Genomic DNA, 24,673 nt, shown 5'->3' with positions numbered 1-24,673 from the left:
ACGAGGATGAGAGCATGGGGGCGCTGACCAAAGCGGATTTGGCCGAACATCTACATGCTGAGCTGGGTTTTTCCAAGCGCGAAGCAAAGTCGATGGTCGAAGCCTTCTTCGAAGAAATTCGCAGCTGCCTACGCGAAAACGAGCAGGTTAAACTGTCCGGGTTCGGAAACTTCGATTTGCGCGACAAGCGCGAACGTCCGGGACGTAATCCCAAGACCGGCGAAGAAATCCCGATTTCGGCGCGTCGCGTGGTGACGTTCCGCCCTGGACAGAAGCTCAAGGCGCGGGTCGAAGATTTCGACGACGCAGACGTTATTCACTGACGCTGCAGTGTCCGCCCATGCGATAACACAATCTCGGGTGATCTCGGGTGCTTACGAGCGCCCGGGTTTGTGTCGTTCATCTTCATTCGAGACGCTAACGACGTGTCATGCATGTGCTAACATGGCGCGCACATTTTACCGTTAATCGACGACTGAACTGCATGCCAAGCATCAAAATCTTCGTAGGTACCATGTACGGTGGTGCCCTAGACGTTGCCGAGCAGGTGGCGCCGCTTTTCGAGCAAGTAGGCTATGAGGTGTCGATCATAGAACAGCCTACTCTCGACGACCTCGATCCTTTACCCGATCTCGCCTTATTCTGCGTTTCCACGACCGGTAGTGGTGATTTTCCCGGCAACTTCGTGCCCTTTGCGCGTGATCTCCGTGAATCGCCACCTGCGCTAAACCAGTGTCGCTATGGATTGATTGCCCTGGGAGATAGTTCCTATGGCGAGACGTTCTGTGGTGCAGGGCGGGCGCTGGATGCCTTGCTGGAGGATCTTGGTGCCCAACGCTTGGGCGAGCGTTTGGAAATCGACGCCATGGAGACTTTCATGGCCGATGATGCCGCCATTCCATGGGTCGAATCATGGATCGACGAGCAAGGGCTGCAGGCCACGTGACGAGTGACACTACGACATGAGTGACACTACGACGTCACCCTCCGCTGCACGCTTGAGCGTCATGATCGGGCTTCTTCTCGTGACGCTGTGCTCTTGGCCGCGCTATCAACTAGGGGGCTATGACACCCACAGTGGTTTGTTGGTCATGGTCGCCTTAGGGTTGGTTGTCGTCATCATCGCCTACTGGCGACGCATGACCGAAAAGCAGCGACATCTGCTCCCGACACGGCTCAAGTGGTTGGCCATGTCATTCGTGGTCGGAGGGATGGTGATGGCCACTTGGCATTACGGCCTGGCAAGCGCCCGGGCTGAGTGGGCGACCGTGCTGTCGCATGGTGCTACAGCAGGCTTGCTACTTCATGCTATTTCGACAGGCTGGCGGGCTCGGCGGTGAGTCTTCTCTGCGCGCCGTGCCGAATCTTGAGCCGCGCTCGGTTTGAACGCAAAACCCCCGGTCCTGTGGATCGGGGGTTTTCGTCTTACGCTCTATCTCCTTATCAGGATTTTTCGCGAATCATCTCTTCGCGCGCCAAGCGTGCTTGTTCCTCGGGATAGGTGGGGAAGTCCACGTAGCCGCGCGCATCACCACCATAGAACGTGTTGGCATCGAAGTCCGCCAAAGGCCAGTCGTTTTGCATCCGCTCGACCAGGTCGGGGTTCGATGTGAAATAACGACCGAACACCGGAAGGTCGATGGTGCCTTCGTTCACCAGTTTTTCAGCTTCTGCCTGATCGAGGTTGCCGGCGAGCAGCAGGTTGCCCTGATAGACGTCACGGAACTGGCGCAGATAATCGCGCGGCATCGGGGGCATGCCTTGCCCGCCCTGGTCGTGCAGGTGCACGTAAGCAAGGCCGCGTTTATTGAATTCGCGTGCGAGGTGGAGATAGGTCTCGCCGTTATCGTCGTATTCCGGCATGTCGAACAGCGTGCCGAACGGTGACAGGCGAACCCCAACGCGCCGCGCGCCAATCATCTTGCTGACTTCATCGACGACCTCAAGCAACAGACGGCAGCGATTCTCACGCGACCCACCGTATTCGTCGTTACGGTCGTTGACGCCGGGGTTGAGGAATTGCTCGAAGAGATAGCCGTTGGCACCGTGAATTTCGACGCCATCGAAGCCTACATCGCGGGAATTGACTGCAGCTTGGGCGAAGTCACGCACGACATCGTGTACTTCGTGCGTCTCGAGACGGCGCGGTTGGCTAGCTTTGAGCATATCTGGCTGGCCGTCGTCGTTATAGCCAAAGGCCATGCCGCCTTGCTTGTCGCTGGGGCCGACAGGTGACGCGCCGGCAACTTGCACTGTGGTATGGGAAACGCGCCCCACGTGCCAGATCTGGGCGAAGAAGATACCGTCGCGCTCGTGCACGGCGCGCGTGGCCTTGGCCCAACCGGCAAGTTGGTCGGGGCCAAAAATGCCGGGATTGTAGAGATAGCCTTGGCCTTGCCGCGAAATGGGCGTGCCTTCGGAGATGATCAGCCCGGCGCTGGCACGCTGGCGATAATAGAGGGCACCCATCTCGGTTGGGATGTCCTCCGGTGCACGTGAACGCGTCATGGGCGCCATCACGATGCGGTTGTTCAAGCGCGTACCATTGAGATCGAAGGATTCGAAGAGTGAAGCCATGCGATGCTCTCCTTGCAGGCAGGCGGTGGATGGAAACGAAGACGCGAGCCACAGGATGGGCTCGCGTACGTCTAAGAGTCTAGAAGATTGTTAGCATTTTAACAATTGCATGAGGTGATCAAGTTGATAAGCAAAGGTTATCTAGCTCCGATCGTTACCCTCGCATGCTAGGCGTTGTCTTCAGTCGGCTCTCAGCCTAGCGTATAACAGGGCACGTATTCGCTCCCTGGCAGTTTCATGCGCTCCTGGGCCACGAACGAGGTCAAGAGCGCGTCGAGATGTGCCATCAAATCCGGTTCGGCATGCAAATGGAAAGGGCCGCGCTCCTCGATGGCGCGAATACCTTCTTCCTTGACGTTGCCGGCGACGATGCCCGAAAACGCCCGCCGCAGGTTGGCCGCGAGTTCATGGACGGGCTGCTCGCGATGCAGGGCAAGCTCGACCATGCTTTCGTGGGTAGGTTCGAAAGGCAATTGAAAGCCGGCATCGACGTTGAGGCGCCAGTTGAAATAGAAAGCGTCGTTCTGACTACGCCGAAACGCACCCACGTCGTCGACGCCTCGGCGCATGGCACGACCGACCTCGGCGGGGTTGTCAATGATGATCTGATAGCGTTCACGGGCCTTTTCCCCAAGTGTGAAGGCCAGGAACTCGTCGATGCGCTTGAAGTAGTCGGCGCTGTCGCGGGGGCCGGTAAAAACGATCGGGAAGGGGACATCGGCGTTGTCTGGGTGTAGCAGAATGCCCAGCAAATAGAGGATTTCCTCGGCGGTCCCCACGCCGCCAGGGAAGATCACAATGCCATGACCGGCCCGCACGAAGGCCTCGAGGCGCTTCTCGATGTCGGGCATGATCACCAGTTCATTGACGATGGGATTGGGCGATTCGGCGGCAATGATGCCGGGTTCGGAAATACCCAAGTAACGACCATTGTGGCGACGCTGCTTGGCATGCGCGACGTTGGCGCCTTTCATGGGGCCTTTCATGGCGCCGGGGCCGCATCCCGTGCAGATGTCGAGATCGCGGAGACCCAGGTGGTAACCCACGTCCTTGCTGTAATCATATTCCTCGCGGGTGATGGAATGACCGCCCCAGCACACCACGAGGCTGGGTTCGCGCGCGGATTTCAGCGTTCCGGCGTTGCGCAGGATATGGAAAACGGCATTGGTGATGCCATCCCCACGCTGGAGGTTGAACTTGGGCGTGTGCTGGATTTCGTTATGAACATAGACGATATCGCGTAGCACGGCGGAAAGGTGCTCGCGAATCCCGCGAATCATCTGTCCATCGACGAAAGCGCTGTGGGGTGCGTTGTCGAGCTTGAGGCGAATACCGCGGTCCTGCTGGAGTACTTCGATCTCGAAGTCGTGGTGTGCCTGCATGAGCGCGCGACTGTCATCGGTAGGGTTGCCGCAGTTGAGCACGGCCAGCGAGCAGCGTCTCAAAAGATCGTGCAGGCCGTTGGCGGAGGTGTCGCGCAGACGGTTGACCTCTTGCTGCGAGAGGACTTCCAGGCTCCCTTCGGGAGAGATAATGGTAGAAAGTTTCTGGGGCATTGACGCATCCTTGTGGCGGCACTAAGGCCGAAGAAAAGCTCCGCATGAGGCGTCGGGCCGAACGTCACTGGCGCGCTGTGCGCCTGGCTCGGTCACAACACTATCCGGGGGCTGCTTCATGTTTCGATGCTAACACGCGATCTTCGGCCACGCAGCGATGTGAGGTGTAGCATAATTTGCTATGATGCCGTTATCACAACCCCCGAAGCCACGGTTATTGCCACGCTAACCTTCGTTGATCGTGTCATGGCTTCGGCACATAAGCAGCTGCCCCGAAACGCCAGCCGGTGGACCCTCACTTCATGTTCAACGCGCAATATTTTCGTACTTTTATCACGCTTGTCGAAACGGGTAGCTTCACGCATACCGCACGCAAGCTGGAAATGACCCAGCCTGGGGTCAGTCAACATATACGTAAGCTGGAACGCTATCTCGACAAGTCCTTGCTGCAGCGGCACGGGCGCCGTTTCACACTGACCGAGGCGGGGCGGCGTGCCTATGACTATTCCGTCAAGCTGTTCGCCGAGCATGAGCAGTTCCGCCACTCGCTGGACAATGACTCGCCGGACACCGGGGAGTGTCGCGTGGCATCGCCGGGTAGCGTGGGGTTGATGTTCTATCCGTTCATTTTGGGCTATCAGCAAATGCACCCGGGGCTGACGGTGACGTATGATTTTGCCTTCAACGGCGAGATCGTCGATGCGGTGCTGGCCGGACGCTTCGACGTGGGCATCGTCACCGACATCACCAAACATCCCGATCTCAATTTCGAGCCTTGGCATCAGGAGCCACTATGCCTGGTCGTTCCGGCGGACTTCGCTGGTACCACTATCAGCGAACTCATGGCGCTGGGCTTCATGAACTATTCCGATGGCATCAACAACGCCAGCTTGCTGTTGCGGCGCAATTTTGCCGGGGAGTTTCGCTCGATGAGCCACTTTCCACAGCAGGGCTTTTCCAACGAGATCAGCATGGTGCTGGATGCGGTGGCGCGTGGTTTGGGCTTTACCGTGATCCCCCGGACGGTACTCGAGACGTCGCCTTGGCAGCGCCAGGTCAAGGAGCTGCCCGTGACTGAATCGGTATACGAAACACTGTATGTCGTGACCAAGCGTGGCGTCGAGATGCCGCGTCGTTACGAGCAGCTGCTTGGCGAGTTTCGGTTGCAGCGCCGCAATGTGCTCTACGGTTACGCCGAGGCACCGCCACTCGAGGAAGACGCCTGACGACAGGCGTTACGTTCTCGACTGAAACGGCCCCATCAAGGTAAGCCTTGATGGGGCCGTTTTGCGTGAGGTGCGATGGGCGCTCAGTGCTCAGGTAGCGTCTCGATACGCCTCAATGGGGGGACAGCTGCAGATGAGGTTGCGGTCGCCATGAACATTGTCGACGCGATTGACCGTCGGCCAATACTTGGCGGCTTTGGTGGCCTCGGTGGGGAAGGCGCCCAGTTCACGTGAATACGGCCGTTCCCAGTCGTCTGCCATCAGGTCCGCTTGCGTATGTGGCGCCATGGACAAGGGATTGTTATCCGCTGGCCATTCACCGGTTTCCACGCGCCGGATTTCGTCACGAATGGCGATCATGGCATCGCAGAAGCGATCGATTTCATAGCGCGATTCCGATTCGGTCGGCTCGACCATCAAGGTGCCGGCCACGGGGAAGGACATCGTCGGAGCATGGAAGCCGTAATCCATCAAGCGCTTGGCGATATCTTCCTCGCTGATGCCGGAAGCCGTCTTGAGAGAGCGGACATCCAAGATGCATTCATGAGCGACGGTGCCGTTGCGTCCTTTATAAAGCACGGGGTAGTGCGCTTCGAGACGCTTGGCGATGTAGTTGGCGTTGAGTATCGCCAGCTCCGTGGCGAGTTTCATGCCGCGCCCGCCCATCATCTTGATATAGGCCCAGGAGATCGGCAGGATCGACGCCGAGCCGTAGGCCGCTGCCGAGACCGCGCCGGAATCCGTTTCGACACCCGGCAGAGGCGTGATGACGTGGTTGGGCACGAACGCGGCTAGATGCGCTTTGACACCAATCGGCCCCATTCCGGGACCGCCACCGCCATGCGGAATACAGAATGTCTTGTGCAGATTGAGGTGCGAAACGTCACCCCCGAAATCACCCGGTCGGCAGAGTCCGACCTGGGCGTTCATGTTAGCCCCGTCGATATACACCTGGCCACCGTTGTCGTGCACGATACGGCAGGCTTCGCTGACGCTTTCTTCGAACACGCCGTGCGTCGATGGGTAGGTGAGCATGATCGCCGATAGCACCTCGCGGTGCTTGTCGGCCTTGCTGCGCAGGTCGTCGATATCGATGTTGCCATCGTTATCGCATTCGACGACGACGACTTTCATCTGTGCCATGGCGGCAGAGGCCGGGTTGGTGCCGTGGGCCGAGCTCGGGATCAGGCAGATATCGCGATGGCCCTGGCCTTGTGACTTCTGATAGCGCCGAATGGCCACCAGGCCCGCATATTCGCCCTGTGCGCCGGAGTTGGGCTGCATGGAAATCGTGTCATAGCCAGTGATCTCGACGAGAAATGCCGAGAGCTCATCGATCATCTGCTTGTAGCCGGCGACCTGGTCCTGCGGCGCGAAGGGATGGATATTGGCGAATTCCGGCCAGCTGATGGGGATCATCTCACTGGTGGCATTGAGCTTCATGGTGCATGAGCCCAAGGGGATCATGGCGTGTGTAAGCGATAGATCCTTATTTTCGAGACGCTTTAGGTAACGCAGCATCTCGGTTTCGCTGCGATAACGCTGGAATGTGGGGTGGGTGAGGAAATCGCTTTCCCGCGCGCAAGCGTCGGGGATGCCGGTCATGCCCTGTGTGTGGACGTGACGATCGAGCTCGCGTACCGACAACCCATGCTCGTCTCCCAGCAATACGTCGAACAGCGTGACGACGTCCGCTGCCGTAGTGGTCTCGTCGAGGCTGATGCCGATATGACCATTGGTGTCGTAGCGTAGGTTGATTTCGTGCGCCAGGCTGCGGCCATGTACCTGGCCGTGATCGAGACCGACCAGCGTGAGTGTATCGAACCAGCTTTCGTGCGCGAGTTTCACGCCGTGACGCTTGAGCCCCTCAGCGAGAATGGTCGTGAGGCGATGGATCCGCGTGGCGATGGTGCGCAGCCCTTCGGCACCGTGATAGACCGCATAGAAGCCAGCGATGTTGGCGAGCAATGCCTGAGCGGTACAGATATTGGAGGTCGCTTTCTCGCGGCGGATATGCTGCTCGCGCGTCTGCATGGCCATGCGCAAGGCACGTTGGCCACGGCTGTCCCTGGAAACGCCGATGATGCGCCCGGGGAGTGAACGCTTGAGGGCGTCGCTAGCGGCGAAAAACGCCGCATGCGGGCCACCGTAGCCCATGGGAACACCAAAACGCTGGGAGCTGCCCACGACGATGTCGGCGCCCAGCGCACCGGGTTCCTTGAGCAGTACCAGGCTCATCAGGTCAGTCGCGACGCAGGTCATGATGCGCCGTTGCTGGGCTGCTTCGAGTTGCGCCTTGATATCGCGTACTTGTCCGGTGGCTCCCGGGTATTGCAGTAATGCGCCGAAAACATCGTGATCGGCCAGAGTCTCGGCGGGCGCGATAATGAGCTCGAAACCGAAATAGGCGGCACGGGTACGCAGGACATCGAGCGTCTGAGGTAGCACATCGTCTGCCACGAAGAAGCGCTCGGTCTTGGCCTTCTTGTTGGCGCGCCGGCACAGGGCCATGGCTTCAGCGGCAGCCGTCGCCTCGTCGAGCAGGGACGCGTTGGCGATCGGCATACCGGTCAAGTCCATGACCACTTGCTGGAAGTTCAGTAGTCCTTCCAGGCGCCCCTGGGCGATTTCCGGCTGATAAGGCGTGTAAGCGGTGTACCAACCGGGATTCTCCAGTACGTTGCGCTGGATGACGGCTGGTAGATGCGTGGGATAATAGCCTTGACCGATGTAGTTCTTGAAGGTCTTGTTCTGGCGTGCCAGCTGCTTGAGGTAGGTCAGCGCTTCCGCTTCGCCACGCGGCTCTTCGAGCGACAGGTTGCGTTCCAGGCGAATATCGCCAGGAAGCGTCTTGGCGATCAGCGACTCGGTGTCGGGAAGCCCCAAGGTCGCCAGCATGTGCTGGACATCGTCCCCGTCAGGCCCATTGTGGCGCGTCAAGAAGTCGTCGTGATTGGCCAATTCGGCCAGGCTGCGGTTGTCGTTTGCCATGAAACCCTCAAGCGTTGGCGGGCGGTCGAGCCCGATTCGACACGAAGCGGCGACATGTAACGAAGATGTCGCCGGCAGAACAGGACAAGTGCAACGTGCGAGACGCGTCAGCCTTCCTCGGCGCTGACGAGTGCGTCATACGCAGTGGCATCAAGCAGTGCCTCGAGCGCGTCGGGCTCAGCGAGCTTGAGCTTGATGATCCAACCGTCCTCGTAAGGGTGGTCATTGACGGCTTCGGGAGAGTCCTCGAGCGACTCGTTTACGGCAACGACTTCACCGCTCAACGGGAGGTATAGGTCGGAGGCGGCCTTGACGGACTCGATGACACCGAATTCTTCTCCAGCGTCGAGTTGACGGCCTGTGTCGGGTAGCTCGACGAAGACGACGTCTCCTAGGGATTCCTGAGCGTGATCGGTGATGCCGATCGTAACAGTGCCGTCATTGTTGTCGAGGACCCATTCGTGGCTGTCGGTATAGCGAAGGTTGGCAGGGATGTGGCTCATCGTGATTTTCCTATACGAAAAGATTTTCTGATTTGGGGAATATGAGTGCCATTATGCCTCATTGATTCGCCCTTGGCATCGTCATCATGCATTTCTTCATGCCATTCGGCTCGACCGCCTAGTCAGGGTGGACAGGATACCGGCGAGCGTCCAGCAAAAAGCCATACTGCCTATAAGCTTGGCATGCCTGGGCTCAAGCGAAGCCGCGACATCCTGATTTGATGAGTTTTTGTGATGGTGCTCTTTACGCGCATCGAAAATGTGGGGGCCAGTCTGCTATTCAGGAGAGAGAAGGAGAGATGTCTTTCGGTTGCCAAGCCGCAGGACAGCGATTAGCCTTCGTTTCTAATAAGAAACTTGTTGTGCTCATGTTTTGCTTGCATGACCACGCGCGTAAGCGATAGAGGTTTCTGTCCGTAACGCTTGAAGCGCTATTTTGCTTTGCGGGTATGGAGAAGCGCCAAGATGATCCGCTAAAGTCGAGAGGGTTTGGTGGTTATCTTCTTGAGCCAACGCCGTCGACGACAGTGCAAACACTGCGCTGGATAACAACAAATGTCTGGGAGGACATCTCGTGGAAACACTCAACGCAATTTTTAGCGCCATCAACGATGTTGTATGGGGTCCCTTGATGCTCATCTTGTTGTTGGGGGTGGGCGTATATCTGCAACTAGGGCTCAAGTTGTTGCCCATTCGCAAGCTGGGAGCGGGCTTCCGGCTGCTCTGGAAAGGGCGCCAGGCCGAAAAAGGGGATGAAGACGAGGGGGAAATCTCTCCCTTCAATGCGCTGATGACATCGCTTTCGGCCACTGTTGGTACCGGTAATATCGCGGGTGTCGCCACTGCCATCTTCTTGGGTGGCCCGGGCGCTGTATTCTGGATGTGGATCACGGCACTAGTAGGTATGGCTACTAAGTTTTCCGAGGCGGTACTGGCGGTTCGCTACCGTGAAGTCGATGCGGCGGGCGATCACGTGGGCGGGCCGATGTATTACATCCGCAATGGCTTGGGTAAAAAGTGGGCCTGGTTGGGTGGCTTGTTTGCGTTTTTCGGCGCTGTTGCTGCCTTCGGGATTGGCAATACCGTGCAATCCAACTCGGTCGCCGATGGTCTCAGCGAGTCGTTGGGGATGCCGCATTGGCTGACCGGTATGATCATCATGATACTGGCGGGTGCTGTGATTCTCGGCGGGATCAAGCGTATTGCCAAGGTAGCTGGCAAGCTGGTGCCGGTCATGGCGATTGCCTATATCGTCTGTGGCTTGCTGGTGCTGATTATCAACATGGATCAGGTCGGTGCCGCGCTGGGACTGATTTTTGGCCATGCTTTTACGCCGGTATCTGCCGCTGGTGGTTTTGCGGGCGCCGCCGTGGCCAAGGCGATTCAATTTGGCGTGGCGCGAGGCGTATTTTCCAATGAAGCAGGGCTGGGTAGTGCGCCGATAGCGCACGCCGCAGCACAGACCAAGAATCCAGTCCGCCAAGGGCTGGTGGCGATGTTGGGTACGTTCATCGATACCATCATCGTATGCTCGGTCACCGCATTGGCAATCTTGACCAGCACCGAGTGGACATCCGGCGAGACCGGTGCTGCGTTGACCGCGATGGCGTTTGATGGTGCGCTGCCGGGCATCGGCCAGTATGTCGTGTCCTTCGCGCTGGCAGTGTTCGCCTTCACGACCATCCTCGGCTGGGCTTTTTATGGCGAAAAGTGCTTCGAGTATCTGTTCGGCGTCGCTTCGATCAAGATCTACCGGGTGGTTTATATTCTGGCGATTCTCGTCGGGGCCGTCGCGCCGCTTGAATTCGTCTGGCTGATGGCTAGCGTCTTCAATGCCATGATGGCGATCCCTAACCTGATTGCACTGGCTCTACTCTCGCCGGTGGTCTTCAAGCTCACCAATGATCACTTTGCCGGCAAGACCGTCTTGCCTGGCGAAGACTTGGACGATAAACGCTGAGCTGTCTTGGGGGCGGCAATCGTCGCCCCTTCACGGATAACGACGAGGAAGCGACGATGTCCGACGACCTTCACCATACGCCGTTGCATGACATGCATGTCTCGCATGGTGCGAAGATGGTGCCCTTTGCCGGTTACAGCATGCCGGTGCAATACGCCTTGGGTGTCAAAAAAGAACATGAGCATACCCGACATGCGTGCGGCTTATTCGACGTATCGCACATGGGGCAGCTCACCGTTTCAGGGCCCTCACCGGCGCGTGCCATCGAAACGCTAGTGCCGGCGGATATCGTCGGGTTGCCAGCAGGTATGCAGCGTTATGCGCTCTTCACCAGCCATGAAGGCGGTCTGCTCGATGACCTGATGATCGTCAATCGCGGCGAAGATCTGTATGTCGTCGTCAATGCTGCTTGTAAGGACCAAGACGTGGCGCATCTCCGTACCGGGCTCGATGCCGAGCATCAGGTGGAAGTGCTTGACCGCGCCTTGCTGGCGTTGCAAGGGCCGCAAGCCAAAGACGTCATGGTGCGTCTGTGCCCCGAGGCCTGCGATCTAGTGTTTATGCATCATGGCCAATTTGAGGCGCTCGGTACCTCATTGTGGATCAGCCGCAGCGGTTATACCGGTGAAGACGGTTTCGAGATCTCCGTGCCTGTGGATGCCGCCGAGCGCCTCGCTACGTGGTTGCTAGAGCAGCCCGAGGTTGAGCCTATCGGCCTGGGTGCACGCGACTCGCTGCGTCTGGAAGCCGGGCTGTGCCTGTATGGGCATGACTTGGATACTCAGACGACGCCCGCCGAGGCGAGCCTTATCTGGGCCGTGGGCAAACCTCGGCGCATCGGAGGCGAACGAGAAGGGGGCTTCCCGGGGGCTGATGTCATTCTGCCCCAGATCGAGACCAAGCAGATCACCCGTAAGCGTGTCGGTCTGCTTGGTGAAGGACGAGCGCCGGTGCGTGAGGGAACATCGCTCTACGACACTGCCGACCGTCATGTCGGCCAAGTGACCTCCGGCAGCTTCGGGCCAACACTGGGCAAACCCGTAGCCATGGCGTATGTGGATGTCGAGTTGGCTGTCGTCGATACGACGCTATATGCGGACGTCCGCGGCAAGCGCTTGCCTATGCATGTGACGCGCATGCCTTTCGTGCCTGCCAACTATTATCGCGGATAGCTCGCGGCATGTAACGAAGGAACGTTATACCGTTATCTTGTTTTTAAAACCTCAAGCAGTGCTTGAGGTTTTTCTATGCGGTGTATAGGGAAAGCTGCAAGGAAAAACGACTGGAGCAAGCGTCCTCAAACGGGAAGAGGTAGCCATTGACCCCGCATGGCAACCCAGAGGCCCGCTTGAGCAATGCTGAACCCCAGTATGGCGCCGGCGGCGACGTCACTCACGTAGTGCAGACCGAGAATGACCCGTGAGGCGGCGATGAGGACGCTCAGCGGCAAGACCACCACGAGCAGCCAAGGTGATGAAGCTGCTGACAGCGTGCAGAACATGACGGCATGTAACGTGTGGCCGCTTGGAAAGCTGTAGCGATCCAGCGCTGGCATCGTGCAGGGAATGCTCGAAAAAGTGATGTAAGGGCGCTCTCGACACAGGCGTGTCTTGAGGAAGCGATAGAAAGTAGCCCCAGTCGCGGCACATAGGCCCCATATCAACGTCAGACGCCATCCCGTCTGGCCATGTACGACCGGCTGCAGCAGGGCAAGGGCAACCCAGGCCGGCCAATCCCCGGCTCTGCTGCAGAACCGAAACACCCCATAGACCAGACGCCGATGACTGAGCAGAGCGATACGCTGGCATAGCTGCCATTCGAGGGTATCGAGCCGGTCAAACATGATGAGGGGTCGTGAGCGCATGCGGCGTCTCCTGGGCCGTCAGTGTTAAATAGGTGAAAAAGCGCTCGCCGACCAGGTCCCAGCTCTGGTGGGCGACTTTCTCGCGGGCGGCGCGTCCCATGCGGGCGCGGCTGGCGGGTTGGAGGCAGAGATCGACGGAGGCCTGCACAAAGGCGTCGTCGTCGTTGGCATCGATGAGGCATCCTTCGTGGGTATCCGCGATCAATTCGCTAGCGGCCGCCTGATCGAAAGCTACTACGGGAAGTCCGCTGGCCATGGCTTCGGGGACCACATTGCCGTATGTCTCCGAGTGCGATGGAAACAGGAATATATCCGCGCTGGCGTAGTGGCGTGCCAAGGTTTCCCCGCTTAGAAAGCCGGTAAAAATCGCCTCGGGAAGCTGGTGCTCCAGATGCTGCCTTTCGGGGCCATCACCGACTAGTACAGTCCGTAGCCTCGGGTATGCCTCCTGCATCGCGCGTAGCGTGCGCACAAGCAGCGGCGTATTCTTTTCACTGGCCAAGCGTCCCGCATAGAGGGCCACGGGCTGGTCGCCATCGACTCCCCATTGAGCTCGCAGATGAGCGTCGCGTCGGGCAGGGGAAAAACGCTGAGCGTCGATGCCACGTCCCAATATGTTCACGCGCTGGAAGCCTCTTTGGTATAAACGCTCGGCCTGGGCGCGGGTGGGCACGAGCGTCATCTGGCAGCGGTTATGAAAGTAACGTAATCCCGCGCCCACGATGCCGCTGGCCCACTTCAAGTGATAGTTCGCCGCGTATTGGTCGAAATTGGTATGGAAACCACCGACGACAGGAATCGATAAATGACGCGCCGTGGCCAGCGCGGCCCAGCCCAGCGGACCTTCAGTCGCGATATAGATGACATCGGGACGTGACTCTCGCCACAAGTTTGATAAGCGCCGCCAGGCGGGCAAGCCGACCTTCACATCGGCGTAACCAGGTAGGGAGAATGCACGAACTTGCATGTCACGCTCGGCGCGTCCTTCTCGGCCGCCTTGTTGGGGCCTCGGACGCACTAGCTGCAGGTTGACGTTGCGGGTGGCGAGGTGATGGGCCAGTTGGTCCAGCGTGTGCGCCACACCGTTGATCTCGGGTGCCCAGGTTTCACTGACCAATGCGACTCGCATGATGCACCTCCGTGGCCTATCAAGACAGTGCCAGGTTCAAGCATCCTGATGACAGCAGTGCGACAGCATCGTGACGATACGATGTCGCCAACCGGGATCACCGTGTTGTTGATGGGGCAGTTATTCCTTGTCTAGCGTAGCACCTGTTTGGGGTCCACGGGTTTTCCGCCATGCCGGACATCGAACAACAGATCATGGCGTCCTGTGTCGTGTCGGTAACCAACATCACAAACGGGCGTGTCTTGTGTTACCTCATCGCCATCTTCGACGAGTAGACGCTCGCATAATGCATAGACACTTTGCATGTTGTCACGGTGATGAATGATCACCACACGTCCCAGTTGCCGCATGCTATCGGCAAAGCGAACGGTGCCATCGGCAACGGCAAGTGCCTGGGCATCCGTAGAGGTTGAAAGCAACATCGGCTGTAGGGTGCCGCGCGAATCGGTGCCATAGGCACGTGCGATTTCATATTGCTTGAGCGGCCAGTGCCATGTGTTAGCGCTATCGGGTAGCGCACCCGGATCGGGAAGCGTACGACTTCGCGTCGTGGACTTGGACGACGTTGACGACGAGGCCTGGGCCGCTGAGGCGGTGGTACGAGCAGAGCCTCCTAGCGGCACTTTGACTAACTGGCCGACATTCAGGGCGTTGGCCGAAAACTGGGGGTTCGCTGTTTGCAAGCGCCGCGCAGTGCTACCAAAGCGCTTGGCGATGCTTGAATAGGTGTCACCCGGACGCACTTGATAGCGATAAGGGCCGCTACCAGGCGCGCGTTCGCGATGGGTGGGTACCAAAATGCGTTGGCCAATGGCCAGTCGACGCGCATCGACACCTGGATTGAATCGTTGCAAGCGCAGTAACGGGACACCTGCTTGCTTGGCGATTTGTCCTAGTGTGTCGCCGCGTTGGATGGAGACCCAGTTGCCAGCGATGTTGCTGCCACGATAGCCACCGGCGCCAGGCCCGCCAGCGCAGCCAGTGAGTATCAAGACAAAGAGGAGGAGGGGAGCGATGAGAGCGCACGATCCTTTTCCTCCCATAGCGCGTTCAGCCATGAATGGAAGCGTTCCTTGTAATGCGGATCCAGATGATAGTCGCCATTGCTCATCCAGGCGGGCACGTCGAGCCGGCGTGCCTCCATGTGTATGGGAGTTTCGCGACCGCAAAGGAAATGCCAAAAGTTCGGGGCCGCATGGCGATAATGAAGCGTGACGTCAAGAATGCCGCTTAAACGATCACCCATTAGACGTATGACTTGAGCTGTGCCGCCGGCCTTGGGGCGCAGCAGATGTCGAAACGGACTCGCTTGCCGATCGCGCTTGGCGGGAGTGAAGCGCGTGCCTTCGACGAAATTGTAGATTGTCATCGGCATTTCCCGCGCACGTTCGCACATGCGTTGCGTCGCGCGGCGATCACGTTCTGCCAACTGTGGCCGCTGGGTAAGCTCACTGCGTGCATAGCGGCGCATGAAGGGGAACTCGAGCGCCCACCAGGCAAGACCTATGATGGGGACGAATATCAGCTCTCGCTTGAGAAAGAATTTGGGCATCGAAGTCCGTCTGTACAGCACGTACTGCATGACGAAGATATCTGTCCAACTGCGGTGGTTGGCGATGACCAGCCACCACTGGCTGGGAGACAGGCCTTCGGGTAAGTGCGCGGTGATCTTTGGCTTGACCCAATGACGGATCCACCAGTTATTGGTGGCGATCCAGGCTAGGGCGATGGCGTTGAGTCCCGCCAGTACACGTAGTCGCAAACGCCTCGTCGGTGTCATGATCTTGAGGAGCGTCAGCAGATAAAGCGGCACGCCCCAGAAAAGCGTATTGGCGATCAGCAACAGCACGCTTATCAGCCCCTTGAGGGTCGCCATGCCGTTCTCCTTCAATGACTTGGCAACTTATGCTACTGGATCGTGTAGCGGCTGCCCAGTCTCGGACAAGGCGATGGTGTGCGTATCACTCGGCGAGCTCAGGGAGATCTACGAAAAGTTCAAGGGCTTCGGGGTTGGCCAGCGCGTCGCGATTCTTGACGGGCTCGCCATGGACAACGTTGCGCACGGCAATTTCGACGATCTTGCCCGATAGCGTGCGGGGAATGTCCTCCACGGCGATGATCTTGGCGGGTACGTGCCTTGGGGTCGTATGCTGACGTATGGTACGCCGGATTTCGTCGCGCTTGGCTTCGTCGAGCACAACATGAGGGCGCAAGCGGACGAAAAGTACCACGCGCACGTCGTTCTGCCAGGTTTGGCCGATGCACAGCGATTCGAGCACGCCATCTACCTTTTCGACTTGCCGGTAGATCTCGGCGGTGCCGATACGCACGCCACCGGGATTGAGGACGGAATCCGAACGCCCGTGGATGATGACGCCCCCGTGGGCTGTCAGTTCGGCATAGTCACCATGCGCCCAGATACCTGGAAAGGTCGAAAAGTAAGCGTCGCGATAGCGCTCACCATCGGGATCGTTCCAGAAGCCAGTAGGCATGCAAGGAAAGGGGCGTGTACAAACGAGTTCACCCTTGTTACCAGTGATGCTTTGTCCATGGTCATCGAAAACGTCGACGGCCATGCCGAGCCCGCGACATTGTAATTCGCCGCGGTAGACAGGGCGGATCGGGCACCCTAGTGCGAAACATGACACGATATCCGTTCCCCCGGAGATCGAGGACAGCATGAGGTCGCGCTTGATCTCGGCATAGACGTAATCGAATGACTCATGGGGCAAGGCCGATCCAGTGGAGAGCAGTGCGCGTAGCGGTGAAAGGTCCACTTGCTTGCCGGGCGCCAGACCTTCCTTTTCACAGGCTGAGAGGTACTTTGCACTGGTGCCGAAAACCGTGACGCCCTCATCGCTGGCGATTTGCCATAACGTGTTGGGGTATGGCGCAAACGGTGATCCATCGTAGAGCAAGAGCGTGGCGCCGGAGCCGAGTCCGGAGACCAGCCAGTTCCACATCATCCAGCCACAGGTCGTGTAATAGAAAAAGACATCGTCGGCGTCGATATCAGTATGCAGACGGTGCTCTTTAAGATGCTGCAGCAGGGTGCCGCCTGCCGAGTGGATGATGCACTTGGGAACACCCGTGGTGCCCGAGGAGTAGAGAATGTAAAGCGGGTGCTCGAAGGGCAGTGCTTGGAAATCGATTTCGCTGGTGTTGTTATCCAAGTAGTCGGCCCAGGCGATGGCGCGAGGGATATCATCGAGAACCGGTGCGTCTTCGAGGAAGGGGAACACCACGACATGCTTGAGCGAGTCTATGGCATTGGCGATATCGGCGATGCGTTCCCGAGTGTCGATAGCCTTGCCGTTCCAAGTATAGCCATCGGTGGCGATCAATACCTTAGGGGCGATTTGCCCAAAGCGGTCTAATACGCCGTTAAGCCCGAATTCCGGCGAGCAGGAAGACCACACCGCACCGAGGCTGGCTGAAGCAAGCAAAGCGATGATGGCATGTTCACTATTGGGGACGAAGCCCACGACACGATCGCCTTCCGTGACACCGCTAGCCTTGAGTGCGTGGGCCAGCCTGGCGACATTGGCGTATAACTCGGCATAGCTGATTACGCGTCGCCGAAGGCGTTCATCGCGAACGATCAAGGCGGGGTGTTCGTCACGCCTGCGCAACATGTTGGCAGCATAATTCAAGCGTGCTTGCGGGAACCAGCGTGCGCCGGGCATGGCATCGGGGCGTACCAGAACGTCATCACCACGCCGCTCGGCGACGATGTCGAGCTCATCCCACAGGAGCTCCCAAAAAGTGTCCAGATGCTCGACGCTCCAGGCATGTAGTGCCTCATAGTCCGTCAGCGATGTGCCATGCTCACGGTTGATGCGCTGCATCAGCGCATACATTTGCGTGCTTTGTATGGCCGTTGTCGACGGCTCCCAAAGGGGCGTGGTCATGTGACCTCCGAGTCATCTATGCCGCTACCTGTCTTCAGGTCGACGTTACATGGAGCGGCATGGGAGCCGCGCGATGATGTTGCGTTGCACCATGATGTCATTAAAAACAAGTCGGTAGTGCGCTGTCCACTCGACGAAAGGGGGAGTGTGATAGCGCGGCATAAGCATTTGGCGTCATGATGACAGTGGGATGATGAAAATCTGACCAATCCAGGACGAGGTGGGAAACGACAAGCCGAAATAGCGTCTTCGACGCCGCTCATGCACAGCGTTATCCACAGTTTTTGTGGATGGTTTTTCTCATCCTCTGAAAAGGGCATATCTGATCTTCTATGCTGAACTGGGGACAGCGATATTCAGGTAGGAGCGGATGTCGTCATGCACGCTAACAGGTAGACTAGTGCGCTTGCCCGACGCACTGCCAGGGCGTGCCTCAGGGAGGCATGCCGAACTCATACGCCACTATCGCCAGGAGGTCGATTTGCGCAGCTTGCCCGCAACCCTTCCCATTCTATTTCTCAGTGAAATCAGTTTCCTGCTCGGCCACGGCTTGATCATGACCTTGCTTGGCGTGCGCATGTCGCTGGAGGGGTTTCCCTCACAGATGGCGGGCTTGTTGATGTCGAGCTTCTCGTTGGGCTTCGTCATCGGGAGTTATCTGATCGAGAAGCGCATCCGCACGGTGGGGCATATTCGCGTTTTTGCGGCTTGTGCGGCCGTGCTGGCGGTGACGGCGATGCTGCATGGGTTATGGGTGGATCCCTGGGCGTGGTTGGTGTGGCGCCTATTCGGCGGTGCAGCGACTGCGGGCTTGCTGATGGTCATGGAATCGTGGGTTTCGGGTGAGTCGACGAATGATAACCGGGGGCGAGTGTTGGGGTGGTACCTGGTCATTTCGACCTCGTCCTTGGCGGTCGGCCAGTGGCTGCTCAATGTCGCCGACCCAGCGACATTCGTGCTGTTTTCGGTCTCGGGGATCCTGTTTACGCTGTCACTGATACCGTTGTCGATTTACCGGATCCAGGGGCCGACGCGTTCGTCGCATGAGGTTTCCAGCAAAATCTCGTTGCGAGAATTGTATCGCCGCGCGCCGGTTGGATTGGTCAGTGCCTTCACGGCAGGGTTGATGGTTCAGTCCTTTTTTGCGATGACGCCCTACTATGGGCAGGAGATCGGTCTATCGACGTCACAAACGGCACAGTTCATGGCTATTACGACTCTAGTGGCATTGGTAGCTCAATGGACGCTAGGGCGTATCTCCGACCGTTTCGATCGCCGCAAAGTGATCTTATGCATGGCTTTGGTGATGGCGGTGTCCGGTGCCATGATTTCGGTGGCGGCACGGTTCGATTTCTGGGTGCTACTCGTGGTGGCCTGCTTCCATACCGCGATGCTGCATACGCTTTACTCCTTGAGCCTGTCGCACACCAACGACTGGCTCGAACCCGAGGAAACCATTCAGGCCAATGCCAAGCTACTGATCTGGTACGGCATTGGCTCGGTAGTCGGGCCTTATAGTGCTTCTGTGATCATGGAAGTGACTGGCCCGGATGGGCTGTGGCTATTCTTGGGAGGCGCCGCGCTGGCCTTGGCGATGTTCGTTATGGCGAGGCTCTACAGCTATAAGGGAGTTTCTCCGGAAGTGGAACAAGAGCCGTATGTGGCGGCAGTGCCAATGGTAGAGTCAACGCATTATCTCAGTGAGATGGACCCGCGTTTCGAGCCTCAGCAATTCGAGCTCGATTTCGAGCCGTCCTACGAAGACGACTGGGCGGCGTACGATAATAGCGAGCCACGGCCAGAAGCGGAAGAAGAGGCGCAATATTAGGCGCTCAGCTCGCAGCGTGTGTGCTGCGGCAACAAGAGCTCCGCCGTGCGTTCGCGGGTTCCGGCAAGCCGCTTCTGTACGAGCGCAAGGCCACCGGTGGCGACGCGATGCTCATCACCGGCGGCGAAGACGGCGCGCTGCGTACAGCAAGCATAGTAGCGGTGATCGAGCAGAGGGGAGATAGGTAGAAGTGTCTGACCTCCCGGCTTCAGTCCCGCTTCGGCAATTACGTCGGCATATTCGGCGATATCGTGTCCTAACCGCTGACAATCGAAGCCGACGTGGTGCATGCGGGGCCCCATGATGGCCAACCAGGCGGCGAGTGGGTGGGTTTCATGCAATTGTTGGTAAATCGCCCACTCGGGCATTGGCCAAGGGCGGCCTCGAGAAAGAAGGTTCTGGCCCTGGCTGTCTTGTGGATGAGCACGGCTGATGAGCGCTTCCAAATGCTGGCGTGGTGCTTGTGTCAGCGTGTCCAGTTGCAGCTCGATAAGCAAAATCCATGCATCGTCATTACCTGGGCTTAGCACATGGGCCAGTATGCCTCGGTCGGCCATGGCATGGTGACCAACACGCCGATAACCGAAATGATAAAGCGCTGGGAGCAAGCGCTGCGCTTGGTAAGGTGCCCGGTTGAGTGTCACCAGCACGCAATACTCAGTACGGTTTTCGAGCGGCCAAAGCGACAAGGCCCCTATATCGGGGTGGCAATGGATATAGTCCAGCCAAAGTTGCTGCAGGAATTCATCGCGTTGCATGATTGACACCTCGCCTCCTGTCGCAATGCACCCAGTATAGTGCTTTCTCATTGCATAGGCGGATGCGGATTCAACGCTTTAACACGTGTCTGCGGAAGGCCGGCAAAAGATAGGCAGCGCCAACACCTGTAACGATGGGTTGGCGCTGAAGGGTCGTTAGCTCTGAGTCGCAGGCATCAGTTCATTATCGCGAACGTGTTGGTCGAACTCAGTGAAGCCGCCGATATGAGTATGGTCGATGAAGATCTGCGGAACCGTCTCAACGGGCTTGCCGATGGTCTTTTCCATATCGGCTTTGGTGATGCCTTCTTCGTGAATGTCGATATAACGGAAACCGAAATCGTCACGCGCTTCGCTCAGCTGTTCGGCAAGCTCCTTGGCGCGTACACAGAAAGGGCAGCCGGGTCGGCCGAAAATCACTGTCAACATAGGAGTCTCCTTAAATTTAGGAATTTGTAGACATTAAATTGGTAGTCATTGTTCCGGAATCACGCATAGGATACCAATAGAGTCTTGCTACACCCGCTATTGGAGGGATCTATAGCAAATCAATTTTGTGCTTCGATCTCTTCGAGCCTGTCGTCGTCGGCTTTCAAGAGGATCTCGCGCAACGCGCCGTATATCCCCGACGCGCCTACCAGTATGTTTTCCCCATACAGTTCGGACGGAATACGGTCGGGGCACTGATAGAGATGCCCTGTCTTGGCGCCTGCTTCACGGGCGATCAGCAAGCCAGCGGCAAAATCCCAAGGCGAGACACTTTCATAATACGCATCAAGACGGCCGCAAGCGACGTGGCATAGATCCAGTGCGGCCGACCCGTTGCGGCGTATGTCACGGCAACTGGTGAGCACGCCAGCGAGGCGGCGGAACAAGGGGGCACGCGCATCGCGGCGATAGGGGAATCCCGTAGCAACCAAACTGCGTGACAATTCACTCGCATTGCTGGCTTGAATGGGCTCGCCGTTCAGCCAAGCGCCTTCTCCGCGTAGCGCCGTGAATGTTTCTCCCAGGAAGGGAGCATGAACGACCCCCAAGCGTAGCTTCCCCTCCGATGCCCAGGCGATAGAAACCGCTACATGGGGATGTCCGTACGCAAAATTCACCGTGCCATCAATAGGATCGACGATCCATACAGCGTCATTGTCTTCGAGCACATCGCGGTCTGGAGAAATTTCCTCCGTGAGGCGTGCATCGTCGCGGAAATTAGCATCGAGCTCGGAAGCGATGAGCCGGTCGATTTCGACATCGGCGTCTGTCACGAGTTCGTCGCCGCGTTTGTAGCGTTGCTGAAACGCTTGCGACTCGCGCGCCGCCACGATGCGCTCTCCTGCTAGCCGTGCGATACGCTCGGCTTCGGCAAGCCGTTGGGAAGGCTCCATGCAGTCTCCTCGGGTCAATGCGTTGCTGCCAGTGCTCAATGTTAGCTTTAGTCTAACAGGCCTGTCGCATGGCGTAAGTGATGCACCGTGCTGGCATATCTCGCAACTCACGTCTTATGCTAAGCGTAGTTCGTCTCGTCATCGAGGAGAGTGCCATGGTAGCCCCTTCCACACTGGGCCATCCGCGTGTCGCGATCGTAACCGGCAGTTCCAGCGGTATCGGTGAAGCGGTGGTCAAACAGTTTTGCCAAGAGGGATTGCAGGTATTGGCAGTGGATGCCAATCCGCAAGGCGTGGACATCGCAGAAGCAGCGGGTGCCGTCTTCTACCAAGCAGACCTCACCGACCCGGAAGCTTGCCGTGGCTCGGTGATGGAGGCCATCAAGCGTTTCGGGCACGTCGATATACTGGTCAATAACGCAGGCATTCAACACGTGGAGGCGCTGGAAGATTTTCCCGAAGCCAAATGGCGCCAGATCATCGACCTCATGTTGACGGCTCCTTTCTTGCTGACGCAGGCAGTGTGGCCCCATATGCGTCAAGGGCAGTGGGGGCGGATCGTCAACATGGCGTCGATCCATGCCAGCGTCGCATCGCAGGGCAAAGTGGGATACGTCAGTGCCAAGCATGGTTTAGTGGGACTGACGCGAACGGCGGCCCTGGAAGGTGGCGCGGCAGGCATCACGGTCAATGCGCTTTGCCCCGCCTATGTGCGCACGCCTTTGGTGGAACGCCAGATCGCGGATCAGGCGCGTCTCAATGGTATGGATGAACAGCAGGTTATTGAAGAGGTCATGCTGAAAAATGCCGCCATCAAACGCCTCATCGAACCCGACGAGGTGGCGGCGTTGGTCAGCTATCTGGCATCGGAACAGGCCGGCGCGGTGACCGGGGCATGCTGGAGCATGGATCTCGGCTGGACCGCGCAGTAAATGGCTATGTCGGCTAGCGCCTGACGGGACGCTTTTGCAGTTTGCGCTGCAGTGTTCGGCGATGCATGCCTAAGGCGCGTGCGGTAGCAGAGATATTGCCATCATGTTCCTGCAGCACTTTCTGGATATGTTCCCAGGTCACTCGGTTCACGGAAGGCGGGCTATCGGCGATGTCGATATCGGGGTCGCCGCCTTCTCGCTCCAGCGACGCCAGTATCTCGTCGGCGTCGGCTGGCTTGCACAGATAATTGACGGCGCCCAGCTTGATGGCCTCTACAGCGGTTGCGATGCTCGAATATCCGGTCAGCACGACCACACGACAGGACGGAGCAAGCGCCAGCAGCTCAGGAAGTAGCTTGAGCCCCGAAGAGTGTTCGAGCTTCAAGTCGAGCGTTGCCATGTGAGGTGGCGCTTGCCGCACGCTGGCCAACGCTTCCTCTTCGGTCATGGCGGTCGTGACCTCGAAACCTCGCCGGCGCATGGCGCGTGCCATTACAAAGCAAAACTGTTCGTCATCGTCGATGATCAATAGCCGTTCAGCATCTGCTGACATGATGTTCTCCGTCGCTTTCAAGCAGGATTGTCTGCCGTCGCCCGTGGCAGTTTGACCTCGGTAAGCGTACCGCCTTCTTCGTGATTGTAGAGGCTGACGCCGCCGCCAAACCGGTTGATGGTGGCGTGGGTCAGAAATAAGCCGATCCCCATGCCTTTGCTCTTGGTTGAAATGAAGGTTTCGCCCAATTGGTCGGCAATGTCCATCGAGACCCCAGGGCCATGGTCGCGGATGTCGATGATGACGTCATCCTGCGTCCAGTCGAGCAAGATGGAAATATCCATGGGATTGGCGTCGGCGGCGTTGTTGAGTAGGTTCATGAGCGCCTGTTCGAGCGTGGTATCGGTAGCAATATAAGGAGTGCCGCGCTTGCCTTGTATATCGATTCGATGGCTTACGTCAGGTCGCAACACCAGCCAACGTTGTAGCACATCACGCAGCCAAGTTTCGGCCGCAGCGATCTCCGGCTTTGCTAGGCGTCTTCTGTCGGCATTGGCCACGAGGGTCTGGAGACGCGCCTTGCAGGTGTCGACTTGCTGCCGCAGTAAATCGATATCCTCCACGAGTGGTGTATTGTCGCGTGCTTCTTGCCGCATCTCGCTGAGCAGCACTGCCATGGTGGATAGCGGCGTTCCCAACTCATGGGCAGTACCCGCAGCCTGCGTCGCCACGGCGAGTACCTGTTCATTGCGCAAAGCTGTCTCGCGGGTACGCGAAAGCGTGAGGTCGCGCCGCCGCAATGCATGTGCCATCTTGAAGATGAAGAATGTCACGAGACCAGCGGACAGGCTGAAGTTCAGCCACATGCCGATGATATGAAGGCGAATACCGGTGCCCACAAATCCGTTGCTTAACTGTGGGACTGGCTCGTAAAACAGCATCATGACGGTGTAACTGGTCAAGGAAGCGGCGGCGATGACCCAGGCGAAACGCCAGGGGAGTGTTGCTGCGGCGATGGTTACCGGGACGAGATAATAGGTAATGAAGGGATTGGTGGATCCGCCCGTGTAGTAAAACAAGAGGCTCAAGCCGCCCACATCTATCAATAAATGCACGAGATATTCGATGTCAGTCACGGCCCTTGGGCGTCCCAGTCGCCACCAAGTAGCGACATTAACCAATCCCATGGCGATGATGACTAGAATGACAGGCATCACATGTAGCTGAAAGCTCAGTACTTCTATCCCGAAAATGATCGCCCCTAGGAAACCAGTCCAGGTGATGCCGCGCACGATGGTCAGCCGTACTAGATTACGGTTGGGGGTGGATAGGGGTAAGGGCTGATGCATGTAGGCTCCGGGCGTGCGACACGAACGATATGATAACCGATAGACGAAAGAGCGACAGCCAAACGGGGAGGGTAATAATGCCGCACCCAGCATTCACGATATAACAAACCGCGAGAGTGCCATCTTCACTCTTTACGAAACCCCTTGCGTTCAGCCCCTGTGGGCCGTAAAGTACGCATCCGCTGCCGGCGACGGACTTCGTGGCCAGCGGTGG

At 58.0% G+C, this 24,673-nt stretch carries 22 protein-coding genes; 8 read left to right on the top strand and 14 right to left on the bottom strand.

Going from position 1 to position 24,673, the window contains the following annotated elements:
• The first annotated feature begins 14 nt into the window (after window positions 1-14).
• The 3 genes from ihfA (at window position 15) to LUN51_RS12405 (ending at window position 1,340) form a co-directional block, all read left to right on the top strand.
• Window positions 15-323 carry an integration host factor subunit alpha gene (gene ihfA / locus LUN51_RS12415; RefSeq protein WP_040243453.1) on the top strand — a complete coding sequence of 103 codons (309 nt, stop codon included), beginning with the start codon at window positions 15-17 and terminating at the stop codon, window positions 321-323.
• A gap of 161 nt (window positions 324-484) precedes the next feature.
• A complete protein-coding gene (locus LUN51_RS12410) occupies window positions 485-946 on the top strand; it encodes a flavodoxin domain-containing protein (RefSeq protein WP_040243451.1) in 462 nt (153 codons plus the stop codon).
• Window positions 947-962: 16 nt separating this feature from the next.
• Entirely contained in the window at window positions 963-1,340 is a 378-nt protein-coding gene (locus LUN51_RS12405; RefSeq protein WP_040243448.1) for a hypothetical protein, read from the top strand.
• Between the two features lie 103 nt (window positions 1,341-1,443).
• On the opposite strand, the gene LUN51_RS12400 is transcribed toward LUN51_RS12405, so the two are convergent.
• Window positions 1,444-2,577: an alkene reductase gene (locus LUN51_RS12400; RefSeq protein WP_277811508.1), complete on the bottom strand. Its 1,134-nt coding sequence runs from the start codon at window positions 2,575-2,577 to the stop codon at window positions 1,444-1,446.
• Between the two features lie 191 nt (window positions 2,578-2,768).
• Window positions 2,769-4,133, bottom strand: coding sequence for a nucleotide 5'-monophosphate nucleosidase PpnN (ppnN, locus tag LUN51_RS12395; protein ID WP_277811507.1), 1,365 nt, complete (start codon window positions 4,131-4,133; stop codon window positions 2,769-2,771).
• 302 nt (window positions 4,134-4,435) lie between these two features.
• Here ppnN and LUN51_RS12390 point away from each other — a divergent pair, with 302 nt between their 5' ends.
• Window positions 4,436-5,359, top strand: coding sequence for a LysR family transcriptional regulator (locus LUN51_RS12390; RefSeq protein ID WP_040243441.1), 924 nt, complete (start codon window positions 4,436-4,438; stop codon window positions 5,357-5,359).
• 90 nt (window positions 5,360-5,449) lie between these two features.
• On the opposite strand, the gene gcvP is transcribed toward LUN51_RS12390, so the two are convergent.
• Both gcvP and gcvH read right to left on the bottom strand, forming a co-directional pair.
• Window positions 5,450-8,350, bottom strand: coding sequence for an aminomethyl-transferring glycine dehydrogenase (gene gcvP, locus LUN51_RS12385; protein WP_277811506.1), 2,901 nt, complete (start codon window positions 8,348-8,350; stop codon window positions 5,450-5,452).
• Window positions 8,351-8,457: 107 nt separating this feature from the next.
• Entirely contained in the window at window positions 8,458-8,853 is a 396-nt protein-coding gene (gcvH, locus tag LUN51_RS12380) for a glycine cleavage system protein GcvH (protein WP_040243435.1), read from the bottom strand.
• Window positions 8,854-9,427: 574 nt separating this feature from the next.
• Between gcvH and LUN51_RS12375 the strand changes: the two genes are divergently transcribed.
• Together LUN51_RS12375 and gcvT are read left to right on the top strand one after the other, a co-directional pair.
• Window positions 9,428-10,813 carry an alanine/glycine:cation symporter family protein gene (locus LUN51_RS12375; protein ID WP_246894594.1) on the top strand — a complete coding sequence of 462 codons (1,386 nt, stop codon included), beginning with the start codon at window positions 9,428-9,430 and terminating at the stop codon, window positions 10,811-10,813.
• 56 nt (window positions 10,814-10,869) lie between these two features.
• Window positions 10,870-11,985 carry a glycine cleavage system aminomethyltransferase GcvT gene (gene gcvT, locus LUN51_RS12370; RefSeq protein WP_277811505.1) on the top strand — a complete coding sequence of 372 codons (1,116 nt, stop codon included), beginning with the start codon at window positions 10,870-10,872 and terminating at the stop codon, window positions 11,983-11,985.
• Window positions 11,986-12,110: 125 nt separating this feature from the next.
• Here gcvT and LUN51_RS12365 read toward each other — a convergent pair whose 3' ends face one another.
• The 5 genes from LUN51_RS12365 to LUN51_RS12345 form a co-directional block, all read right to left on the bottom strand.
• On the bottom strand, window positions 12,111-12,677 hold the full coding sequence (locus tag LUN51_RS12365) for a phosphatase PAP2 family protein (protein ID WP_246894596.1): 567 nt from the start codon (window positions 12,675-12,677) through the stop codon (window positions 12,111-12,113).
• The gene (locus LUN51_RS12360; RefSeq protein ID WP_277811504.1) at window positions 12,649-13,806 is read right to left on the bottom strand and encodes a glycosyltransferase family 4 protein; all 1,158 of its coding nucleotides are present in this window, start codon (window positions 13,804-13,806) and stop codon (window positions 12,649-12,651) included. Before LUN51_RS12360 ends, LUN51_RS12365 begins: the two co-directional genes overlap by 29 nt.
• A gap of 131 nt (window positions 13,807-13,937) precedes the next feature.
• Entirely contained in the window at window positions 13,938-14,864 is a 927-nt protein-coding gene (locus tag LUN51_RS12355) for a LysM peptidoglycan-binding domain-containing protein (protein WP_277811503.1), read from the bottom strand.
• Window positions 14,795-15,682 (bottom strand): acyltransferase, encoded by an 888-nt coding sequence (locus LUN51_RS12350; RefSeq protein ID WP_277811502.1) that lies wholly within the window; start codon window positions 15,680-15,682, stop codon window positions 14,795-14,797. Before LUN51_RS12350 ends, LUN51_RS12355 begins: the two co-directional genes overlap by 70 nt.
• 85 nt (window positions 15,683-15,767) lie before the next feature.
• A complete protein-coding gene (locus LUN51_RS12345; protein ID WP_277811501.1) occupies window positions 15,768-17,717 on the bottom strand; it encodes an acetoacetate--CoA ligase in 1,950 nt (649 codons plus the stop codon).
• Window positions 17,718-18,198: 481 nt separating this feature from the next.
• Here LUN51_RS12345 and LUN51_RS12340 point away from each other — a divergent pair, with 481 nt between their 5' ends.
• Window positions 18,199-19,545 carry an MFS transporter gene (locus LUN51_RS12340; RefSeq protein ID WP_277811500.1) on the top strand — a complete coding sequence of 449 codons (1,347 nt, stop codon included), beginning with the start codon at window positions 18,199-18,201 and terminating at the stop codon, window positions 19,543-19,545.
• Here the strand turns inward: LUN51_RS12340 and LUN51_RS12335 are convergent.
• The 3 genes from LUN51_RS12335 to LUN51_RS12325 form a co-directional block, all read right to left on the bottom strand.
• A complete protein-coding gene (locus LUN51_RS12335) occupies window positions 19,542-20,303 on the bottom strand; it encodes a DUF1338 family protein (protein ID WP_277811499.1) in 762 nt (253 codons plus the stop codon). The two genes, LUN51_RS12340 and LUN51_RS12335, sit on opposite strands and share 4 nt — an antisense overlap.
• A gap of 156 nt (window positions 20,304-20,459) precedes the next feature.
• Entirely contained in the window at window positions 20,460-20,732 is a 273-nt protein-coding gene (locus LUN51_RS12330) for a GrxA family glutaredoxin (RefSeq protein ID WP_075368723.1), read from the bottom strand.
• A gap of 119 nt (window positions 20,733-20,851) precedes the next feature.
• The gene (locus LUN51_RS12325) at window positions 20,852-21,685 is read right to left on the bottom strand and encodes an inositol monophosphatase family protein (RefSeq protein WP_246894600.1); all 834 of its coding nucleotides are present in this window, start codon (window positions 21,683-21,685) and stop codon (window positions 20,852-20,854) included.
• A 155-nt stretch (window positions 21,686-21,840) separates the two neighbouring features.
• On the opposite strand from LUN51_RS12325, the gene LUN51_RS12320 reads away from it, so the two are divergent.
• Window positions 21,841-22,617, top strand: a complete 777-nt coding sequence (locus LUN51_RS12320; protein WP_246894601.1) for a 3-hydroxybutyrate dehydrogenase — start codon at window positions 21,841-21,843, stop codon at window positions 22,615-22,617.
• Window positions 22,618-22,630: 13 nt separating this feature from the next.
• On the opposite strand, the gene LUN51_RS12315 is transcribed toward LUN51_RS12320, so the two are convergent.
• Together LUN51_RS12315 and LUN51_RS12310 are read right to left on the bottom strand one after the other, a co-directional pair.
• Window positions 22,631-23,170: a response regulator transcription factor gene (locus tag LUN51_RS12315; RefSeq protein ID WP_246894602.1), complete on the bottom strand. Its 540-nt coding sequence runs from the start codon at window positions 23,168-23,170 to the stop codon at window positions 22,631-22,633.
• A gap of 17 nt (window positions 23,171-23,187) precedes the next feature.
• Window positions 23,188-24,459, bottom strand: a complete 1,272-nt coding sequence (locus LUN51_RS12310; protein ID WP_246894603.1) for an ATP-binding protein — start codon at window positions 24,457-24,459, stop codon at window positions 23,188-23,190.
• Window positions 24,460-24,673: the final 214 nt, after the last annotated feature.

It is taken from the genome of Chromohalobacter canadensis, from assembly GCF_029544075.1.
In the GTDB taxonomy this organism is placed as follows: Bacteria; Pseudomonadota; Gammaproteobacteria; order Pseudomonadales; family Halomonadaceae; genus Chromohalobacter; species Chromohalobacter canadensis_A.
Note: the sequence above shows the minus strand (reverse complement) of the source record. Positions and strands in the feature narration are given on the sequence as shown.